This is a genomic window from Picosynechococcus sp. NKBG15041c (assembly GCF_055380235.1).
In genome coordinates, this window is sequence record NZ_AP040363.1 from 1,209,352 (window position 1) to 1,227,279 (window position 17,928).

The following is a 17,928-nucleotide window of genomic DNA, read 5'->3' on the forward strand; positions in this document are numbered from 1 at the left end:
GTGCATCACGGGACATGCCAATATTTCCAGGACCAAGGGTGACCTTGAGAGGCCTGAGGCTGTCCTTATGGGATAGCCTCAGGAGAAGTTGTTTAGGCTGGAACTTCTACCTTCACAGCCCCACCGAGGCCAAAGGCTTCATGGACAAGCTTCAGAGCGGCTTGGCCTTGGTCTTCGGGCACAACGCAACTGATTTTAATTTCTGAGGTGGTGATCATCTGGATGTTAATCCGGGACTCAGCCAGAGCTTGAAAGAAACGAGCGGCCACCCCAGGTGCGCCAATCATCCCCGAGCCGACGATACTGACCTTGGCGATCGCCGGATTCACTTCGATTTCCCCAAACTGTAACTGTTCAGCAATCCCAGAAAGGGCAAGGCGGGCAGCCTCCGCATCCCCCTGGGCTACGGTGAAGGCGATATCACGGGTTTTAACGCCATTGAGTACCCGACAGCGCTGGGATTGGATAATCATGTCCACGCTGATATTTTGGTGGGCGAGCAGGGAAAAAATCTGGGCGGCCATGCCAGGACTGTCTGGCACATGGCGAATGGCAAGTTGGGCCTGTTTCAGGTCGAGGGCGACCCCCCGCACGGGAGGATAGCCTGCGGGATTGGGGGCTGGCAGGGGACTATTGACGGGGGAAGACGCAATTTCAAATACTTCGCAGAGGGTGGCGATCGCCCGGTCGCAGTCAGTTTGCTGGATCACACAACTGACTTTGACTTCGGAAGTAGAAATCATCTCGATATTAATGCCCGCATCTGCCAGGCTCTGGAACATGGTGGCAGCAATACCTGGGCGGCCAATCATCCCCGCTCCAGAGATGGTGATTTTGGCGATGTCATTGGCAGTCATCACCGCAACATCGGCTAAGCTTTGATCGGTTCCTGCGCAGAGGGTAGGGGCAATAGCTTCGGCGATCGCCTGGGCCTGGGTAGCGGCATTTTCAGTGACAGTAAAGGCAATATCGTTGCTATTACCGTCATGGATTGACTGAATGATTAGATCCACGTCCACATTGTGGGTGGCAATTTCCCCAAAGAGCTTTGCCGCGACCCCAGGGCGGTCGGGGATGTGGAGCATCGCAATGCGGGCCTGGTCCGTATCAAATTCCACCGCGTCGACCGCCTTGGCAATTTCTAAATTTACCAAGGGGCGATCGCTGACGGGCGCAGAGGTGACCCAAGTCCCTGGATCTTCGGTCCAACTGGAGCGCACGACCAGGGGGACACCGTAATTTTTAGCAATTTCCACCGCCCGGGGATGGAGCACCTTCGCCCCCAGGCTCGCTAATTCAAGCATTTCATCAGAAGTGACCGTTGCCATCAACTGCGCTTCTGGCACAATGCGAGGATCCGTCGTCAAAATACCCGGCACATCGGTATAAATCTCACAACAGGAGGCTTTGAGGGCGGCGGCGATCGCCACGGCGGAGGTATCCGAACCGCCCCGACCGAGGGTGGTGATTTCTAGATCTTCACTCTTAGAAATCCCCTGGAAACCGGCCACAACAATTACTTCCCCTTTTTGGAGGTGACGTTGGAGGCGGTCTGTTTTAATTTCGAGGATACGGGCACGACTATGTTCTGCTTCGGTAACAATGCCCACTTGGGCCCCCGTGAGAGAAACGGCTGGCTGTCCCAATTCCTGGAGAGCCATGCTGAGGAGCGAAATCGACACCTGCTCGCCTGTTGACAGGAGCATGTCCATTTCCCGGCGGTTGGGATTAGTACTAATTTCATGGGCCAATTTGACTAAGCCATCAGTGGTTTTTCCCATGGCAGACACCACCACAACGATTTGATTCCCTGCTTGGGCCCGCTGCTGAATCCGTTTTGCGACCGCTTGGATACGCTCCACCGAACCGACGGAAGTGCCGCCATATTTTTGTACGATCATCGCCATGGAACCTACCTCGTTCTCCCGAAATTAAAACATCATGCGTTTTCCATACCATGTTGGAAAATCGGTGATCCACTCTAGCAAATCCTACCGACTTTTCTGATCGATCTTTCACATTCCGTCGTGGACGACCGTAATCTTTGCTACCCCAAGGGAAGATTTTTTCGCTTAAATTCTGCTTGGGTCTGGTAAAAAAAATATTCTGAAATGTAAATAACGCCCAGGTGATCGCCCCCCTAGAAACCTTAAGGGCCAGCAAAAAACAGAAAATCCCTTGTCTTTGTACACCATTTATCCCATAATGGGTCACTCGATGGTGCTACACATTTTGTAACGTCTGCGGTAAAGTAAAGGCGCAACGACAACCGCACCGTTGGAAGTGTGACATCACCTTCCCCGAACAAGCCGATCAGTTTCCACCAAAAGCCCCCGGGGGGCAATAACCCTGAATGATCAGTTTTTTTACAGCACAATCCCCACACCTGCGTCAAAGGCGATCGCCACATCATCCGCCTCTGACCACCGGAGCGTTTTACCTCTCCCCTAAGTTTTCATTTTATACAACCAACACCTAGGAGGTTACCCATGTCCGTACGTTTATATGTCGGCAATTTGCCCAAAGACGTTGTTGAAAAACAAGCTCTCATTGATTTTTTTGCCGATGCTGGCGAAAACGCCACCACTAAGGTGATCAAAGACCGCAAAACTGGCAAATGCCGTGGCTTTGCCTTTGTCACCGTTCCCACCGATGAAGAAGCCGATGCTTTCATCGAAAAATACAACGGCCAGTCCTTCATGGACACCACCTTAAAGATCGAAAAGGCAATGCCCCGGGCCAAAGGTGAAGAAAAAGCAGCCGAAGCCCCTGTGAGCAAAGGTGCTGCCGGTAAGCGCAAGCGCACTGGTGGCGGTGCTACTGGAGCAAAGAAACAAACCAATTATGGTGATGCAGCTTCAGCGCAACCAGATCCTCGCTGGGCCAGCGAACTCGAAAAGCTTAAGGAAATGCTTCAACAGCAAACCGCTAACGTTTAAATCCTAAGCAACTGATTTTCCTGCTGCAGATCATGTGGCAGGATTTGTTTTGTTTATGTCTACATTTTGAAATTTAGTCGTCTATTTGATCGCCAGTTCGAGATGACGCAAGACCCAGAATTCTTTTTCATAGGGGGAGCCTGGGGAAAGGCAAGGGCTCAAGCGGTCTTGAAGTGACGATTAATTGATTTTTTTAACCAACACCTTTTTCTTCGGAGGAATACAACATGGATGCAGTTACAGTGATGAAACAGGAAGTGGGGAAGGCCGCGGCTGCCCTTGTTCAATCGAATTCTGTTGTCGGCTTGGGGACAGGTTCCACCACCGCCTACGCTATCCAATACATTGGGGAGCGTCTGGCAGCGGGAGAGCTCGAAAATATTGTCGGCATTCCCACCTCTTTTCAGGCAGAAGTTTTAGCAAAACAATACCAGATCCCCCTCACCAGTTTAGATGCGGTAGAGCGCATTGATATTGCCATTGACGGGGCCGATGAAGTGGACCCCCACAAGAACCTCATTAAAGGGGGGGGCGCTGCCCACACCCGGGAAAAAGTGGTAGATGCTCTCGCAGATCAGTTTGTGGTAGTGGTCGATAGTGGCAAATTGGTCGATCGCCTAGGTTCTACGTTTCTGTTACCGGTGGAAGTGATTCCGATGGCAATCACCCCGGTCATGCGCCAACTCGAACAGTTGGGGGCCAAGGCAGAACTGCGCATGGGGATTAAAAAAGCGGGCCCGGTGGTCACCGATGAAGGTAATTTGGTCGTGGATCTTAAGTTTGAACATATAGACGATCCGGCAAGCCTCGAACAAAAGATCAACAATATCCCTGGGGTTCTAGAAAATGGCTTGTTTGTCGGGGTCGCCGATGTGATTTTAGTCGGAGAAATTATTGATGGCCAGCCCCGAGTCCGCGAAATTTCTTAAAATTTTCGGCGGTCAAAGCATGGTGATGCCTCCCCTAAGGGGAGGTTTTTTCTTGGTTTAAATCGTCTCGCTTTAGGGCTGACTGAGGAGGGAAATCGCCTGGCGGATCCACTCATCGGCATTAGGATTTTGTACCAAGAGTCCATCTTGGCTCAGGGTGGCGATCGCCTGCAAAATCTCTGTTTCCTGGTAGCCGAGGGCTAAGAGGGTTAGCTCTAGATCTTCGCGCACTGCCCCGCTGGGCTGCGGAGCCCCATCAACTGGGGTAAACTGACTACGCCACTGGCTAAGCTTATTGCGCAACTCCAAGGCTAGCCGTTCGGCGGTTTTCTTGCCAACCCCAGGCGCCTTCACGAGCTGCCGATGGTCTGCGGTGACAATCGCCTGCACCAATTCCGGGAGGGTTAAAGTATCAAGGAGGGCGATCGCCCCTTGGCTCCCAATACCACTGACACTGATCAACTGACGAAATAAATCCCGTTCCGCCCCGCTCCTAAAGCCATAGAGAAATAAGCCATCCTCCCGCTGTTGGCCGTGGACAAAAATCTGTTGCACCGTGCCAATCGAGGGGGTTAATTCTTGGGCAAAACGGCCCGGAACTTGAATTTCATAGCCGAGATCTCGGACTTCTAAAATCAAAAAAGAACGCCCCTGAAGATTTTGCTGGATGGCGATCGCCTCACCTTTCAAATAACTAAACATTACCCTCCTCCCATTGCGGCCCTGACGATTTTCCCATTCCCCCCCAGCCCCAGCAAGCCCTAAGCATTTCCATTTTTAACCAGTACGTTTAGACTATTAAGCAAGGCTTGTGACCCCTTCTTTTCCCCACAACTCCCTAACCATGGCAGATTCCCCTTCCCCGTTCCCCCAAAATACCCTCCCACCCCAAAACATTGAGGCGGAAGAACTTGTCCTCGGAGGAATTTTGATGGATCCAGAGGCGATCGGCCGGGTGGTGGATCTCCTGATCATCAACGCCTTCTATGTCCAGGCTCACCGCGAGATCTATAAAGGACTACTGATCCTCCATAACCAAGGGAAGCCGACAGATCTGTTGAGTATCACCACTTGGCTCCAGGACAATGACCTCCTCGCCAAGATTGGCGGTACTCCTAAGTTATCCCAACTCGTTGACCGCACCGTTGCCGCCGTCAATATCGACCACTATGCCGAATTGATTATGGATAAATATTTTCGGCGACAGTTAATTGCAGGGGGTCACGAAATAGTTGATTTGGCCTATGACACGGTTAAACCTTTGCCTGAAGTACTGGATGAATCGGAACAAAAAATTTTTCGTCTTACCCAAACTCGTACCCAAAGCGGCTTGACGGCGATCGCCGAAACCATCACCGAAGCTTTTAGTAACATCGAAGATCTCCAGGCAAAACATCAGCAGGACAAAAATCTCGTCTCAGGACTGGCTAGTGGTTTTTATGACCTCGATGCCATGACCAACGGTTTCCAGCGGTCTGATCTCGTGATTATCGCTGGCCGCCCAGCCATGGGTAAAACCAGCTTTTCGCTGAATGTGGCGATGAATATTGCCAAGCGCCACCGCTTACCCGTCGCAATCTTCAGCCTAGAGATGTCTAAAGAACAATTGGTGCAACGTTTGCTGGCCGGAGAAGCCCAAATTGAAAGCAATCGTCTGCGCTCGGGTCGTTTAGAAGAAGTGGATATGCGCCCCCTACTCAAGGCGGTGGAATTTTTATCTGATCTGCCCCTGTTTATTGATGACACCGCCAATCTAACCGTCAGTCAAATGCGATCGCAGGCCCGCAAACTCCAGGCAGAACAAGGGGGAAAACTGGGCCTCATTTTGCTCGATTACCTGCAATTGATGGAAGGAGGAGGGGACAACCGGGTACAAGAACTGTCAAAAATGACGCGATCGCTAAAAGGTTTGGCCCGGGAACTAGACGTGCCAATCTTTGCTCTATCCCAACTTAGCCGGGGGGTAGAAGCTCGCAATAGTAAGCGGCCAATGATGTCTGACCTGCGTGAATCTGGTTCCATTGAACAGGACGCCGATTTGGTGCTGATGCTCTACCGCGACAGTTACTATAACCCCGATACCCCCGAACGAGACATTGCTGAAGTGATCATCGCCAAACACCGCAATGGCCCCACAGGGACAGTAAAACTGATTTTCCAACCAGAATTAACGAAGTTTTTGAATCTAGCAACTAGCCCCAGTCCTTATGTCGAAAGCTACTAGGACAGCATGCCAAGAAATGAGAATTTCTGATAGATATAATCCAAACATCCCAGAGTCTTAATCAATGATGTGATAAAACTACCCTAAGTTTTCTAGGGTAAGTGCTAAGATGCTGCTAACATCAGCGTCAACAACGATGCTTCAGAGTCCTAACCCTAGGACACCAAGGTCTTAATTTTGAAGATGTGGAAGCAGACTTGAGACGTTTTTCCGTGTTGTTCCGGCTTAAAATGCTTGCTATAAGCAATCTCAATCAAAGAAAAATGTTTCGATAACCTTTGTGGACAGCGCCCTTAGCTTTTTTCATTTCTGGATTAAATTTCCATGTATGGTTCCCCTCAACTCCAACCGCCCCCAAGACAACCCCAGCAACGTCGTCGCCGCGTAACACAGATTCACGCGACCCATCAAACCCGCCGCCACAAGCTCACCTACTGGGAATTGGGCACCCAGATTTCGGTCAATTGTCTCTTGGCTGGGGTGGCGATCGCCTCCATTGTTCAACTATTACCGGCTCAGATTAATCAACAACAAAAGCTAGCGACCCTCCAGGGGGAAGTAGACAAAGCAGAAGAACGGGTTGATCAACTTCAAGCTGAGTTTAGTCGCTCTTTTGATGCCTATGGGGGCCAAAAATTAATGCAAGAATATACCCTCAAGGTCAACCCAAGGCAGCGCCGCATTATCTGGGTAGAGCCATCTGCGCTTGAAGGGAATTCAGCGCCAGCTCAACAAAATAGCAACTAAACAAGTATCTTAGCCCTTTGTTTCCCCAGGTCGCTTGCCAAAAAAAAGCCTTCGTAATCGATGTTTGGGGCGAAATGAACCACAACAAACAATAGTGGGGAAAAATTCCCACTATTGTTAAACAGTTGTAGCGCGGCCTAGGAAGCGATGGAAGCGGTAGGACGGCGACGACGACGCTGGGTTCGGGCAGCGGCCTGCTCACTCACTTGCATCAAAAAGACGACTAGGGGTTCCCCTTGAAGCTCACGACGGGCAAGCCGTTGGAGCGAAGCTTCGATTTCTAGGCGAATATCTGTCCAATCGATGTCTTCACCGCTGCGTTTGCCATGTTCTTTGTATTCTGCAAGGCGATCGCCTAAAACACTTTCCACATTTCGCTGAATGAGTTGGTGGAGCAGCTTATTATTCGCCGCAGTCACAACCCCCCGCAGATGAATTTCAGGCGGTGCAATCAAGTTACCATCCTGGGCGATCGCCGCTGCCACCGTAATGACCCCTTCCTGGGCCAGTTGTTGCCGCTCTTGAAGAACAGAATCATGAACAATACCAGAGCGGTCAACCAATTCGATGCCCGAAGGAACCTTACCCGCCACACCAATAGAATTTTCAGTTAGTTCAACAATATGACCATTGTCAATGATCACAATATTTTCGGCGGGAACTCCCATCATTTGTGCTGTCTGGGCGTGCTTGATGAGCATCCGGTGTTCTCCGTGGAAAGGTACGAAAAACTTGGGTTTAGTTAAAGCCAGCATTAACTTTTGATCTTCCTGGGCTCCGTGACCAGACACGTGAATGCCTTCCCCTTTGCCATAGATAACCTTTGCACCACGCATCATCAGGCGATCGATGGTGTTGACGACAGAAATTGTGTTCCCAGGAATCGGGTTCGCCGAAAAGACCACCGTATCTCCTTCTTTAATCTTGATATGGCGGTGTTCATCCCGAGAAATCCGGGTCAGAGCCGATAAATCTTCCCCCTGGGAACCTGTCGTCAAAATGAGTACATCTTCGTCCCGCATACTTCTGAGCTGCCGTAGGGGAATAAAAAGCTCATCGAGACACTTCATATAACCCAGATTACGGGCATGGGAAATCACATTGAGCATTGAGCGGCCCACAACGGCCACTTTACGGTTGTGTTTTTGGGCCAGTTCTAAAATGATGCTGACTCGATGGATAGAAGAAGCAAAAGTGGTGACAAATAGACGGCCTTGAGCTTGGCCAAAAACCCGGTCAAGGTTAGGTTTCACAGAAACCTCTGAGGGGGTATGGCCAGGCACTTCAGCATTGGTAGAATCACTCAAAAGACAAAGGACACCTTTTTCGCCATGTTCTGCCAAGCGCTGAAAGTCGAATTTTTCGCCATCGACGGGGGTGTAATCAACCTTAAAGTCACCGGTATGAATAATTACGCCCAGGGGTGTGTGGAGAGCGATCGTAAAACTATCGGCAATGGAGTGGGTATTCCGAATATATTCCACTAAAAAGTTTTTCCCGATCCGCACCATGTCCCGGGGCATCACGCTGTGGAGTTTCGTGCGATCGCTAACCCCCGCTTCGTCTAATTTGTCCTGGAGGAGTGACATGGCCAAACGGGGCCCATAAATAACAGGGATATCAAACTGTTTGAGGTGGTGAGAAATGCCGCCGATGTGGTCCTCGTGGCCATGGGTCACGATCATCCCTTTGATTTTGTGGCGATTTTCCCGGAGGTAAGTGGTGTCGGGCAAAACAATGTTTACCCCGTGCATACCATCGGTAGGGAAAGCCAAACCCGCATCAAGGAGGACGATTTCATCATCATATTCAAAGACACAGGTATTTTTCCCAATTTCGTGGAGACCACCGAGGGGAATAATTTTGATACTGTCTTGTTTAATGCCGTTCTGTTGAGCGGCCTGTTTTGGGGCCGTGCGGGTCCGCTTGCGGGGGGTTGATTGAGATGTATTTGTACTATTACTCATAAAACTCCTAAAAGTGTTGAGGGTGATTAAAACAAAAAAAGAAATCGAACGAAAAACCGAGGGCGTGACCAGATAGTCTGTCGCTCAATGAAGTTAGCGATCGCAAACCTGCTGGCGACTTATCAAAACCATCCAAAAATCGGCTGGACTTTCCCTGTGCTTAAAGGAGGGCCAGATCTTTCAAAACCTGGGTTAATTGCTTCGTTAAAGCAGGATTTAGGGGGGAAAGGGGAGGGCGAAAACTGCCAAGACGCCACCCCTGGAGAATGAGGGCCGTTTTTACGGGGAGGGGATTTGTGTCACAAAATAGAACACGAAATAAGGGAAAAAGCTTGAGGTGCAGATCAATTGCTTCTTGGGTACGACCAGCGAGAAATGCTTGGATCATTGCTTGCATTTGGGGGCCAACCAAATGGCTTGCCACACTAACGACACCTTGGGCCCCCACACTCATTAGAGGCAAAGTCAGACTATCATCTCCGGAGTAAATTTCAAAATGATCGTCTACACCACAACGGATCTGGGCTGCCTGATCCAGGTTGCCGCTGGCTTCTTTGATCGCCACGATATTACTGATGGCAGCTAGGCGGATTACCGTTTCTGGCAACAGATTACAACTAGTCCGCCCAGGGACGTTATAGAGCATCAGGGGTAAATCTGGACAGGCTTCGGCGATCGCCTTAAAGTGCTGATACAGCCCTTCCTGGGGGGGCTTATTGTAGTAGGGGACTACCTGTAAAGAACCGTCTAAACCGAGCTTGGCTGCTTTTTGGGTAGCGGCGATCGCCTCACTGGTAGAATTCGAGCCCGTACCCGCAATTACTTTCGCCCGACCGGCCGCCGCGCTTTGTACCGCCCGGAAGAGTTCATATTCCTCATCCCAGGACAACGTCGGTGATTCACCCGTTGTGCCACAGACCACGAGAGCGTCACTCCCTTGGTTGATTAGATGGGCCGCTAATTTTTCTGCCATGGCGTAATCGACTTGGCCCTCTTCCGTAAAGGGGGTCACCATCGCCGTGATCACTCGACCAAACCTTGTACTTGTCATAAACTAATCGACGCAATACACATAAAATCTTACCGGACTAAACTGCCCTAGCTACTGCCGTAGACCGGAGCCAATTCTTTTCCCACAGGAGTTCTGCAATTTGAATTGCATTGAGGGCTGCCCCTTTCCGAATCTGGTCACCACAGAGCCAGAGCTCAAGGCCATTGGCCTGGGAAATATCTTGGCGAATTCGACCGACCAACACCGGATCTTTCCCCGTTGCATCCATCGGCATCGGGAAGTAATTATTTTCCCAATCCTCGACGACAGTCACCCCGGGGGCAACGGTCAAAATTGCCTTGGCTTGGGCCGGATCAAAGGGTTGCTGAAACTCCAGATTAACCGCTTCAGAATGGGCCCGTAGAACAGGAACCCGGACACAGGTGGCACTGATGCGGAGGTCTGGGACACCGAAAATTTTCCGGGTTTCGTTCACCATTTTCATTTCCTCTTGACAATAGCCATTCTCATCAATGGGAGTATTGTGCGGAAATAAGTTAAAGGCGAGGGGGTAAGGAAAAGACTCAGTAGGCGGCTCTTCCCCAGCTAAAATTGCCTGGGTCTGTCGTTTCACCTCCTCCATGGCCCGGGCGCCAGCACCGCTGGCAGATTGATAGGTGGAAACCACAATCCGCTGGATGGGTTGTACCTTATGGAGGGGGTAGATGGCCACGCCCATTAAAATCGTGGTGCAATTGGGATTAGCAATGATTCCTTGGTGCTGCTGGGCAGCTTCAGGATTGATTTCTGGTACCACAAGGGGCACATTCGGATCCATGCGAAAGGCGCTGGAGTTGTCGATCATTACCGCACCTGCTTCGACAATGGTTTTTGCCCATTCTTTTGAGGTGCTGCCCCCGGCAGAGGCAAGAACGATGTCAACGCCCTGGAACGCTTCGGGGCTGACGGCTTCGATGGTGATTGGTTGTCCTTTAAAGGTCAGGGTTTTCCCGGCAGAGCGAGGGGATGCCAGTAATTTTAGGGTTTTGACGGGGAAGTTGCGTTCTTCTAATAACTGCAAAAGTTCTGCACCGACGGCACCGGTCGCACCGAGAATGGCGACGTTAACTGATGTTGACAAAGAATAGACCTCCTGGTGAGTTTGGTTAGTGGAAGGGATGGGTTGGCTGGGCAAGGGGATGGGGGACGATCGCCGGGAAAACTTTTTTAGCTGAAGGGAAAAGTGGGCGACTCCGGGGGACTGAAAAATCTTTGGCTCATGCTCTGCTGGTGGGCGTCCCTTTCGCGGGACTTTGTCGATTGAAGCTCTAATTATACTATTATCAGATAGGTTAACCCCTCGTAAGAACGCCCTAGATCGACCCAAACATTATTCTGGGCAATCTGCGTTTGGGTTGCTGCACTTAGGATATCACGGAGCGCTCAATTCAAACCCCCTAGGGGGCGATCGCCCATGGTAAAAAGCCAAAGTGCTTTAGTTGTAACTTAATATATTAGTACCTTTAAACATCGATGAAAGTTATTCAGGAAAAGCTTCCTGCCAGCCAAATTGGGCTAGAGATCGAAGTCCCCGCAGACGTCACCCAAAAAGCCTATGATGATACCGTGCGTAAGCTTGCGCGCACTGTAAACCTCCCTGGTTTCCGGAAGGGGAAAGTGCCCAAGCAAATTTTGATTCAACGGTTAGGCTCCAATCGGATCAAGGCTTCTGTCCTCGAAGACCTCATTGACGACAGCCTCAAAGCGGCGATCGCCCAAGAAAATATTGAGGCCCTAGGAAATTTCCAGCTCAAATCTTCCTTCGATGATCTAATTAGCGCCTATCAGCCCGGCGAAGCCTTCACCTTCAAAGCCGCCGTGGATGTCCCCGCAAGCGTCACCCTCAATACCTATAAAGGTCTGAGCTTTAAGGCCGAAAAAACTGAATATAATCCCGCTGACCTCGAGGAGTTCCTCTCCCAAAAACAACGGGAAGCCGCAACCCTCGTCCCCGTCGAAGACCGCGCTGCCCAACTGGGAGATGTGGCAATCGCTGACTACGAAGGCCGCTATGTCAACGCAGCGGGTGAAGAAGAAGGGGAAGTTATCCCCGGTACCCAGGCTGAAGACTTCTCCATTGACCTCGAAGAAGGTAAGTTTATCCCCGGCTTCATCGATGGCTTTATCGGCTTAAAGCCCGAAGAGACCAAAAAATTCACTGTCACTTTCCCCGAAGACTACGGCAACGAAGAAATGGCAGGAAAGCAGGTGTCTTTCACCGTCACCCTCAAGGAACTCAAGAGCCGTGAACTCCCTGAGCTAGATGATGAATTTGCCAGTGAAGCAACCAGCGAAGAATTTGAAACCCTGGCAGCTTGGAAAGAAAGCCTCGAAGCCCAGTTCAAGGAAAATGCCGAGATCAGCACAAAAAACAGTGTGCGCCGCTATCTCTTGGAGCAACTGGCCGAAAACAATAGCGTTGAGCTACCAGAAGTAAGCGTCAATGAAGAAGTGACCGCCGTGCTGACCCAACAAATGATGGAATTTAGCCGGATGGGGATTGATGTGAATCGCATCTTTACCAAAGACATGATTCCTAAGCTCCGGGAAACGGCCCGCCCAGAGGCTGAGCAACGGTTGGGGAATTCCTTGATTTTGACGGAAATCGCCAAGGTTGAAAATATCGACTTCGATGCCGACAAGTTCAACGATCGCCTTACAGAAGCCAAAGCTGAGCTCAAGGAAGGTTTTGACGAAGCGCGCCTCCAAGAAGCGATCAAAGAAGAACTAACCCTAGAAGCAACCCTTGATTGGTTAGCAGAGCAGTCCAAAATTGAGTTCGTCCCGGTAGGCACCCTCGAAGCGGACGAAGATGATTTTGATACCGCAGAGGAAGAAGAATAAAGTCTGACTTTGACGGCATTCTATGCAGCAATGAATTTTCCTTTAGGCCCCATCCGGGGTCTTTTTTTATGACCTCTATTACCTAATGGTGCTGTTATTTAGAAATGACGCAGTCCGCCATGGTATCCCATAGAGAGACGCGTAAAAATGCCCCTTTCGGATAAACTGTTGGGGAACCTTACTTTGGGGGATGAGTTCTTTTAAAGAGGGCGAATGAGGGGACTCGAACCCCCGAATGGCGGTACCACAAACCGCTGCCTTAACCACTTGGCTACACTCGCCATGACACAGTTAATAATGGTAGCGAATTGATTTTGTTTTGTCTAGGTTTTCTATGAAATTTTCTCAAATGGGTGGTATGGTCAGCGGTCTTGGAGTAGGGTTTTTAGGGGCGATCGCCTACCTTACCAATCCCCCCCTCAGCCAATATCAAGCATATGCAGGGCAACAAATTGCCACCTATCTGAAAGGTAATGTTTGCGAAAATTCTGGGGACGAGCTTCCCTTTGGCCTGGGCAATGTCCAGGAGGATATACTCCAGAACTACTGCAACACCTTCGTCGATGTGAGCCAAGCCCAGTTAGGAGAGATTGTCGGCCAGCAGACCAATGTCAACAACTACTTATTTTTTAGCATTTACTACACAGACATTGCTCTACCAGCACCACTGCCCCGCTACTCCTTTGAGACCATTGGCATTTTTCAGCAGTTTTATACCTACCGCGCCGAAAAAAGCTAAATTTCGCACTGTCGCCAATCCCCATGGGCAATTTTTAGGTGGGCGATCGCCTCATCGACCGTGGGGACACAGACAGGAATTTCACAATCTTCCGCATCGGCCATGTGGGGAACCATATGTGCCTTGGCCCAGTCCACTAATTCCGCCCACATATCCCCGACGAGAATAAATGGGGTTTTATGGATTGAGCGCACTTGGAGTAGCTGCCAAATCATTAAAGCCTCCAAAGCTGTACCAATCCCACCGGGCACGACCACAAAAGCATCAGAAACCAAAACGAAGTGATGTAGACGCGAAAAGAAAGTCTGGTGCTGAAATACCTCTTCTACAAACGGATTAACTTCTTGCTCAAAGCCTAAATCTACCCGGATACCAATGGATCTCGTCTGGTCTTCAGGGTCAGCGAGGACACTACCTTCATTGGCTGCTTCCATCAAGCCGGGGCCACCCCCTGTGACAATGTCACACCCCAAGAGCGTCAACTCACTGGCAAGGCGACGCACATCTTCATAAAGCGGAGAATCACGGGTAATACGCGCTGAACCAAAAATAGTCACCCGATAGCGGTCGCGCTTTGGGGGTTGAATACTGCTAAGGCCATTGACCACCTGCCAGAGGGACAGCACTGCTTCCTGAACAATGTCATAGCTCATCCCCTGCTCTGTGAGACTGACAGGGAAACAGGAAGAGATTTTGCCGTTAGATTGGTTTTTCATGGTGGTTTTGCCCGGTAATAGGCGTGATTTTACAATATTTCCGCTGGTCTCCCTATGGTACTCTGACGGGCTTGGGGTTAACAGGGCGCTACTTTGACCCCTGGTTCGCTTAAAAAATTTGTTGTGTTTTGCCGCAACCATAACCAACGATCGCCCAGATAGATCACTTGATTGAGGGCACAGACATCGAGTTTGATAGCCCCCCTATGGCCCAATAGGTAACCGAGGCAAATCCCTAGGGGAACCTGATGACCGACCAGCAAGAGATTCCCAGAATAGCGCTGGAGTAATCTGTTGAGGGTTTGGATACTGCGTTGCGTTACCTGGGCTTCACTTTCGGGATATTGGGGCAAAATCTGTCCACGATAATGCCGATCAACGGTAAAAAGATGGGGAGGGCAAGGTTGAATTTTCGGAGGGCGACTCATCCAGGTGGCATTGTGCCATTCCCCAAGGCCTGGTTCGAGTTTTAGGGGAAGTCGGAGTGGTGTGGCACAATATTGGGCCGTTTCCAGGGTGCGGCGAAAAGGGGATACAAAAATGTGGTGAATGGATTCCCCGGCGAGGCGATCGCCTAATTCTTGGCCCTGGCGATGTCCCCGGGGACAAAGGGGGGGATCGTAAGGATAAAGAGCCGTTGTAAACCAAGCTGGCTGCACAAAATCGAGACGGTTACCGTGGCGCACCAACCAGATTTTGCGCCCTAATTTTTGGCGCTGAAGCATCTCTAGTCATGCCCCTAGGCATGTAGATTTTCGGGCAGGATGACTTCTAATGCTTCTGCCCATACGGGTAAATCATTATGGACAAGATCCCACACAAAAGCGATATTGACCGCCTCGTATTCTTCACTCATAATTCTGGCGATCGCCTCTAGTTCAAACCAAGGTACCTGGGGTAACTCTGGATGCATCGCCTTCGGAATATTCCGCGCCGCCAGCCCCATGATTTCTAAGCGGCGGATCACCGCATCCTGCACCACAATATTACCGAGGAACTCCGTCCAATTCATCTCCGCAAGGTAATTAATCGCCAAGCGCGCCGAGATGAGAATATCCAACAGAACCAATGTGTACCGATCCGCCATGAAAAACCTCAAGATAAGCTCCGGGTGGAGTAGTAAATCGTTATAGTGGATAGAATGATCACTTACAAAGTATCGCCTTGGTGGAGCTGTTGTTTCCCATAGATATGCACCAATGAAACGTACAAACCGTTCCCGTTATGATCGCCCCTCCTATGACCGGCCTCGGTATCCAGAACGGGAGCCCAAAAAACCTTTTTTTGACTTTAACTACGCTACCCTGGCGCTCATTGGAGGGATCTTTGTCCTGGGGATCGTCGTCGGCATTGGCTTTAGCTCCAGTACTAATCTTAACCCGACAAGTATTGATTCTCGCTTGGAAATTGATCGTCAGGCCCCCGACGCCGAACTCTGTCAACAATTTGGCGCCAGCGCCATTGTGACGAATATGAAAGTCTTTGTCACCCTCAGCCCGTTTAACGTCTTTATCACTCAACCTCAAATGCAGCCAGGCTGCGTTCTGCGGCAAAATAACTGGACAATTTTAGAACGACAAAATCTCGTTACCTCAGAACAGGTCAATGACTGTAAGCGCCGGATGAATACCTTTGGCTACACCGGTAGCCTTCAGGGTTCCCCGAGTATTAACTGCATTTACCAAAATGATGCGGCGGGTAACCTCTTTTTAAACCAACCTGGCACCACGGCCGCCCCAGAATCTGAACGTTTTTAGGGTGTAAAAACAGAAATTTCTAGAAAAGGATCATAGGATAGTAACGGCTTATTTTTCTTGTAAGGAGGCCTGCTTTTATGTGTGGCATTGTGGGTTATTTAGGAACACAAGCGGCAACGGATATCCTTATTTCAGGCCTAGAGCGTCTGGAGTATCGGGGCTATGATTCGGCAGGAATCGCCACCATTTGGGATGAAAAACTCCATTCTGTACGCGCGAAGGGGAAACTCTACCATCTCCGGGAAAAGCTCGAAGGAAATAGCACACCCTCAACCATTGGCATTGGCCACACCCGCTGGGCCACCCATGGCAAACCCGAAGAACATAATGCTCACCCCCACCTCGACATGTCCCAACGGGTGGCCGTTGTGCAAAATGGCATTGTCGAAAATTACCGGGAACTGCGGGAAGAACTCCAGGGAAAAGGTTACGTTTTTCTGTCAGAAACGGATACGGAGGTGATCCCCCACCTGATCGCCGATCTACTCCAAGGCACCAAACACGAACCGGATCCGCTCTTGGTCGCTGTGCGCCAAGCGGTAAAACGTCTAGAGGGGGCCTTTGCGATCGCCGTCATCTGTGCCGACTACCCCGACGAACTGATTGTCGCCCGCCAACAGGCCCCCCTCACCCTCGGTTTCGGCCAGGGAGAATTTTTCTGTGCCTCGGATATTACCGCCTTGATTCCCCACACCCGGGCAGTGCTGACCTTGGAAAATGGGGAAATAGCCCGGATGACACCCCTAGGGATGGAGATTTATAATTTTGCGGGCGATCGCCTCAAGAAAACCCCCCGCACCCTCGACTGGAACCCAGGCCAAGTCGAAAAACAGGGCTTTCGTCACTACATGCTCAAGGAAATCCACGAGCAGCCGGCGGTGGTGCGCACAAACCTCGAAGTGTATCTCAACCCAGAGGCCGCCCACCCGATTAATCTAGGCATTAATCCCCCAGAATTCCTCGACAACATTGACCATATCCAGATCGTCGCCTGTGGTACCAGTTGGCATGCGAGCCTTGTGGGGAAATATCTTCTGGAACAACTAGCTGGCATTCCCACGTTTGTCTACTATGCCTCAGAATTTCGTTATTCCCCTTCCCCACTGATCCCCAATACCCTCACCATTGGGGTAACCCAGTCAGGGGAAACCGCCGATACGATCGCCGCCCTGGAGATGGAAAAGGAGCGGCGTCTCCACCAGGCTGAACAATATCAGCCCCGGCTCCTCGGGATCACCAACCGCTCCGAAAGTACGATCACCCACATCGTCGATCAAGTGCTCTATACCCATGCAGGGATTGAAATTGGTGTGGCCGCCACCAAAACCTTCACAGCCCAATTGATGAGCTTTTATTGCCTCGCTCTAGAATTGGCGGCCCGGCGTCAAACCCTTGCCCCCGAAAAATTCCAGGGCATTATCACCGGGTTACAGCAGATTCCGACTCAAATTGAATCTATCTTGGCGGAACAGGAAAAAAGCATCGAAGAACTGGCCCACAATTTCAGCGATACCCAGGACTTTATCTTTATCGGCCGGGGCATTAATTTCCCCATCGCCCTTGAAGGGGCCCTCAAACTCAAGGAAATTAGCTATATCCATGCCGAGGGTTATCCCGCTGGAGAAATGAAACATGGCCCCATTGCTCTCCTCGATGCCAAGGTGCCAGTGGTGGCGATCGCCATGCCAGGAGAGATCTACGAAAAAGTCATTTCCAATGCCCAGGAAGCCAAGGCCAGGGATGCTCTACTGATCGGTGTGACAGCCCTCGGTGACCCAGAGGCGGCCCACACCTTTGACGAAATTTTGCCGGTGGCAGCGGTGGATGAAATTTTATCGCCCCTGTTGGCCGTAATCCCGTTACAGTTGCTCTCTTATCACATCGCCGCGCGGCGTGGTTTAGATGTGGATCAACCCCGGAACCTCGCTAAATCCGTCACGGTGGAATAACTGAAATTCAATAATTTTCTTTAGGGGGCGATCGCCTCTTTTTTTTGCCCAGATGTTGGCCCCGGA

The 17,928-nt window shown here is 50.6% G+C and carries 16 protein-coding genes and 1 tRNA gene; 8 read left to right on the forward strand and 9 right to left on the reverse strand.

The annotated features are described in order from the left end of the window. Nucleotides 1–92: 92 nt before the first annotated feature. Entirely contained in the window at nt 93–1,907 is a 1,815-nt protein-coding gene (locus ACZ45B_RS05940; protein ID WP_024544446.1) for an aspartate kinase, read from the reverse strand. Nucleotides 1,908–2,489: 582 nt separating this feature from the next. On the opposite strand from ACZ45B_RS05940, the gene ACZ45B_RS05945 reads away from it, so the two are divergent. Then, on the forward strand, nt 2,490–2,939 hold the full coding sequence (locus ACZ45B_RS05945) for an RNA recognition motif domain-containing protein (protein ID WP_024544445.1): 450 nt from the start codon (nt 2,490–2,492) through the stop codon (nt 2,937–2,939). 227 nt (nt 2,940–3,166) lie between these two features. Then, nucleotides 3,167–3,868, forward strand: coding sequence for a ribose-5-phosphate isomerase RpiA (gene rpiA, locus ACZ45B_RS05950; RefSeq protein ID WP_024544444.1), 702 nt, complete (start codon nt 3,167–3,169; stop codon nt 3,866–3,868). Between the two features lie 72 nt (nt 3,869–3,940). Here the strand turns inward: rpiA and ruvA are convergent, their stop codons facing one another. After that, the gene (gene ruvA, locus ACZ45B_RS05955; protein WP_024544443.1) at nt 3,941–4,570 is read right to left on the reverse strand and encodes a Holliday junction branch migration protein RuvA; all 630 of its coding nucleotides are present in this window, start codon (nt 4,568–4,570) and stop codon (nt 3,941–3,943) included. Nucleotides 4,571–4,712: 142 nt separating this feature from the next. On the opposite strand from ruvA, the gene dnaB reads away from it, so the two are divergent. Together dnaB and ACZ45B_RS05965 are read left to right on the forward strand one after the other, a co-directional pair. Then, nucleotides 4,713–6,092, forward strand: a complete 1,380-nt coding sequence (gene dnaB, locus ACZ45B_RS05960; RefSeq protein ID WP_024544442.1) for a replicative DNA helicase — start codon at nt 4,713–4,715, stop codon at nt 6,090–6,092. A gap of 324 nt (nt 6,093–6,416) precedes the next feature. Continuing rightward, nucleotides 6,417–6,839 (forward strand): slr1601 family putative cell division protein, encoded by a 423-nt coding sequence (locus tag ACZ45B_RS05965; RefSeq protein WP_024544441.1) that lies wholly within the window; start codon nt 6,417–6,419, stop codon nt 6,837–6,839. A 137-nt stretch (nt 6,840–6,976) separates the two neighbouring features. On the opposite strand, the gene ACZ45B_RS05970 is transcribed toward ACZ45B_RS05965, so the two are convergent. The 3 genes from ACZ45B_RS05970 to ACZ45B_RS05980 form a co-directional block, all read right to left on the reverse strand. After that, on the reverse strand, nt 6,977–8,806 hold the full coding sequence (locus ACZ45B_RS05970; RefSeq protein WP_024544440.1) for a ribonuclease J: 1,830 nt from the start codon (nt 8,804–8,806) through the stop codon (nt 6,977–6,979). 160 nt (nt 8,807–8,966) lie between these two features. After that, nucleotides 8,967–9,857, reverse strand: a complete 891-nt coding sequence (dapA, locus tag ACZ45B_RS05975; protein ID WP_024544439.1) for a 4-hydroxy-tetrahydrodipicolinate synthase — start codon at nt 9,855–9,857, stop codon at nt 8,967–8,969. 37 nt (nt 9,858–9,894) lie between these two features. Then, nucleotides 9,895–10,938: an aspartate-semialdehyde dehydrogenase gene (locus ACZ45B_RS05980; protein WP_024544438.1), complete on the reverse strand. Its 1,044-nt coding sequence runs from the start codon at nt 10,936–10,938 to the stop codon at nt 9,895–9,897. 392 nt (nt 10,939–11,330) lie between these two features. Here ACZ45B_RS05980 and tig point away from each other — a divergent pair, with 392 nt between their 5' ends. Further along, on the forward strand, nt 11,331–12,701 hold the full coding sequence (gene tig, locus ACZ45B_RS05985) for a trigger factor (RefSeq protein ID WP_024544437.1): 1,371 nt from the start codon (nt 11,331–11,333) through the stop codon (nt 12,699–12,701). 208 nt (nt 12,702–12,909) lie between these two features. Here the strand turns inward: tig and ACZ45B_RS05990 are convergent. Beyond that, nucleotides 12,910–12,982 (reverse strand) — tRNA-His (locus tag ACZ45B_RS05990). Between the two features lie 53 nt (nt 12,983–13,035). Here ACZ45B_RS05990 and ACZ45B_RS05995 point away from each other — a divergent pair. Next, complete coding sequence (locus ACZ45B_RS05995; RefSeq protein ID WP_024544436.1) at nt 13,036–13,440, forward strand: DUF4359 domain-containing protein; 405 nt, start codon at nt 13,036–13,038, stop codon at nt 13,438–13,440. Here ACZ45B_RS05995 and ACZ45B_RS06000 read toward each other — a convergent pair. The 3 genes from ACZ45B_RS06000 to ACZ45B_RS06010 form a co-directional block, all read right to left on the reverse strand. Beyond that, nucleotides 13,437–14,156, reverse strand: coding sequence for an LOG family protein (locus ACZ45B_RS06000; RefSeq protein WP_024544435.1), 720 nt, complete (start codon nt 14,154–14,156; stop codon nt 13,437–13,439). The genes ACZ45B_RS05995 and ACZ45B_RS06000 overlap by 4 nt on opposite strands. Nucleotides 14,157–14,233: 77 nt before the next feature. Beyond that, nucleotides 14,234–14,881: a histidine phosphatase family protein gene (locus ACZ45B_RS06005; RefSeq protein ID WP_024544434.1), complete on the reverse strand. Its 648-nt coding sequence runs from the start codon at nt 14,879–14,881 to the stop codon at nt 14,234–14,236. A gap of 14 nt (nt 14,882–14,895) precedes the next feature. Then, on the reverse strand, nt 14,896–15,243 hold the full coding sequence (locus tag ACZ45B_RS06010; RefSeq protein ID WP_024544433.1) for a HepT-like ribonuclease domain-containing protein: 348 nt from the start codon (nt 15,241–15,243) through the stop codon (nt 14,896–14,898). A 112-nt stretch (nt 15,244–15,355) separates the two neighbouring features. Between ACZ45B_RS06010 and ACZ45B_RS06015 the strand changes: the two genes are divergently transcribed. Both ACZ45B_RS06015 and glmS read left to right on the forward strand, forming a co-directional pair. Continuing rightward, nucleotides 15,356–15,913 (forward strand): DUF3172 domain-containing protein, encoded by a 558-nt coding sequence (locus tag ACZ45B_RS06015; RefSeq protein ID WP_024544432.1) that lies wholly within the window; start codon nt 15,356–15,358, stop codon nt 15,911–15,913. Between the two features lie 77 nt (nt 15,914–15,990). Beyond that, the gene (gene glmS / locus ACZ45B_RS06020) at nt 15,991–17,862 is read left to right on the forward strand and encodes a glutamine--fructose-6-phosphate transaminase (isomerizing) (RefSeq protein ID WP_024544431.1); all 1,872 of its coding nucleotides are present in this window, start codon (nt 15,991–15,993) and stop codon (nt 17,860–17,862) included. Nucleotides 17,863–17,928: the final 66 nt, after the last annotated feature.

Bases quoted from the DNA above. Each gene is read 5' to 3' on its own strand.
- ACZ45B_RS05940 (WP_024544446.1), bottom strand. From the start codon at position 1,907: ATGGCGATGATCGTACAAAAATATGGCGGCACTTCCGTCGGTTCGGTG.
- ACZ45B_RS05945 (WP_024544445.1), top strand. From the start codon at position 2,490: ATGTCCGTACGTTTATATGTCGGCAATTTGCCCAAAGACGTTGTTGAA.
- rpiA (WP_024544444.1), top strand. From the start codon at position 3,167: ATGGATGCAGTTACAGTGATGAAACAGGAAGTGGGGAAGGCCGCGGCT.
- ruvA (WP_024544443.1), bottom strand. From the start codon at position 4,570: ATGTTTAGTTATTTGAAAGGTGAGGCGATCGCCATCCAGCAAAATCTT.
- dnaB (WP_024544442.1), top strand. From the start codon at position 4,713: ATGGCAGATTCCCCTTCCCCGTTCCCCCAAAATACCCTCCCACCCCAA.
- ACZ45B_RS05965 (WP_024544441.1), top strand. From the start codon at position 6,417: ATGTATGGTTCCCCTCAACTCCAACCGCCCCCAAGACAACCCCAGCAA.
- ACZ45B_RS05970 (WP_024544440.1), bottom strand. From the start codon at position 8,806: ATGAGTAATAGTACAAATACATCTCAATCAACCCCCCGCAAGCGGACC.
- dapA (WP_024544439.1), bottom strand. From the start codon at position 9,857: ATGACAAGTACAAGGTTTGGTCGAGTGATCACGGCGATGGTGACCCCC.
- tig (WP_024544437.1), top strand. From the start codon at position 11,331: ATGAAAGTTATTCAGGAAAAGCTTCCTGCCAGCCAAATTGGGCTAGAG.
- ACZ45B_RS05995 (WP_024544436.1), top strand. From the start codon at position 13,036: ATGAAATTTTCTCAAATGGGTGGTATGGTCAGCGGTCTTGGAGTAGGG.
- ACZ45B_RS06000 (WP_024544435.1), bottom strand. From the start codon at position 14,156: ATGAAAAACCAATCTAACGGCAAAATCTCTTCCTGTTTCCCTGTCAGT.
- ACZ45B_RS06005 (WP_024544434.1), bottom strand. From the start codon at position 14,881: ATGCTTCAGCGCCAAAAATTAGGGCGCAAAATCTGGTTGGTGCGCCAC.
- ACZ45B_RS06010 (WP_024544433.1), bottom strand. From the start codon at position 15,243: ATGGCGGATCGGTACACATTGGTTCTGTTGGATATTCTCATCTCGGCG.
- ACZ45B_RS06015 (WP_024544432.1), top strand. From the start codon at position 15,356: ATGAAACGTACAAACCGTTCCCGTTATGATCGCCCCTCCTATGACCGG.
- glmS (WP_024544431.1), top strand. From the start codon at position 15,991: ATGTGTGGCATTGTGGGTTATTTAGGAACACAAGCGGCAACGGATATC.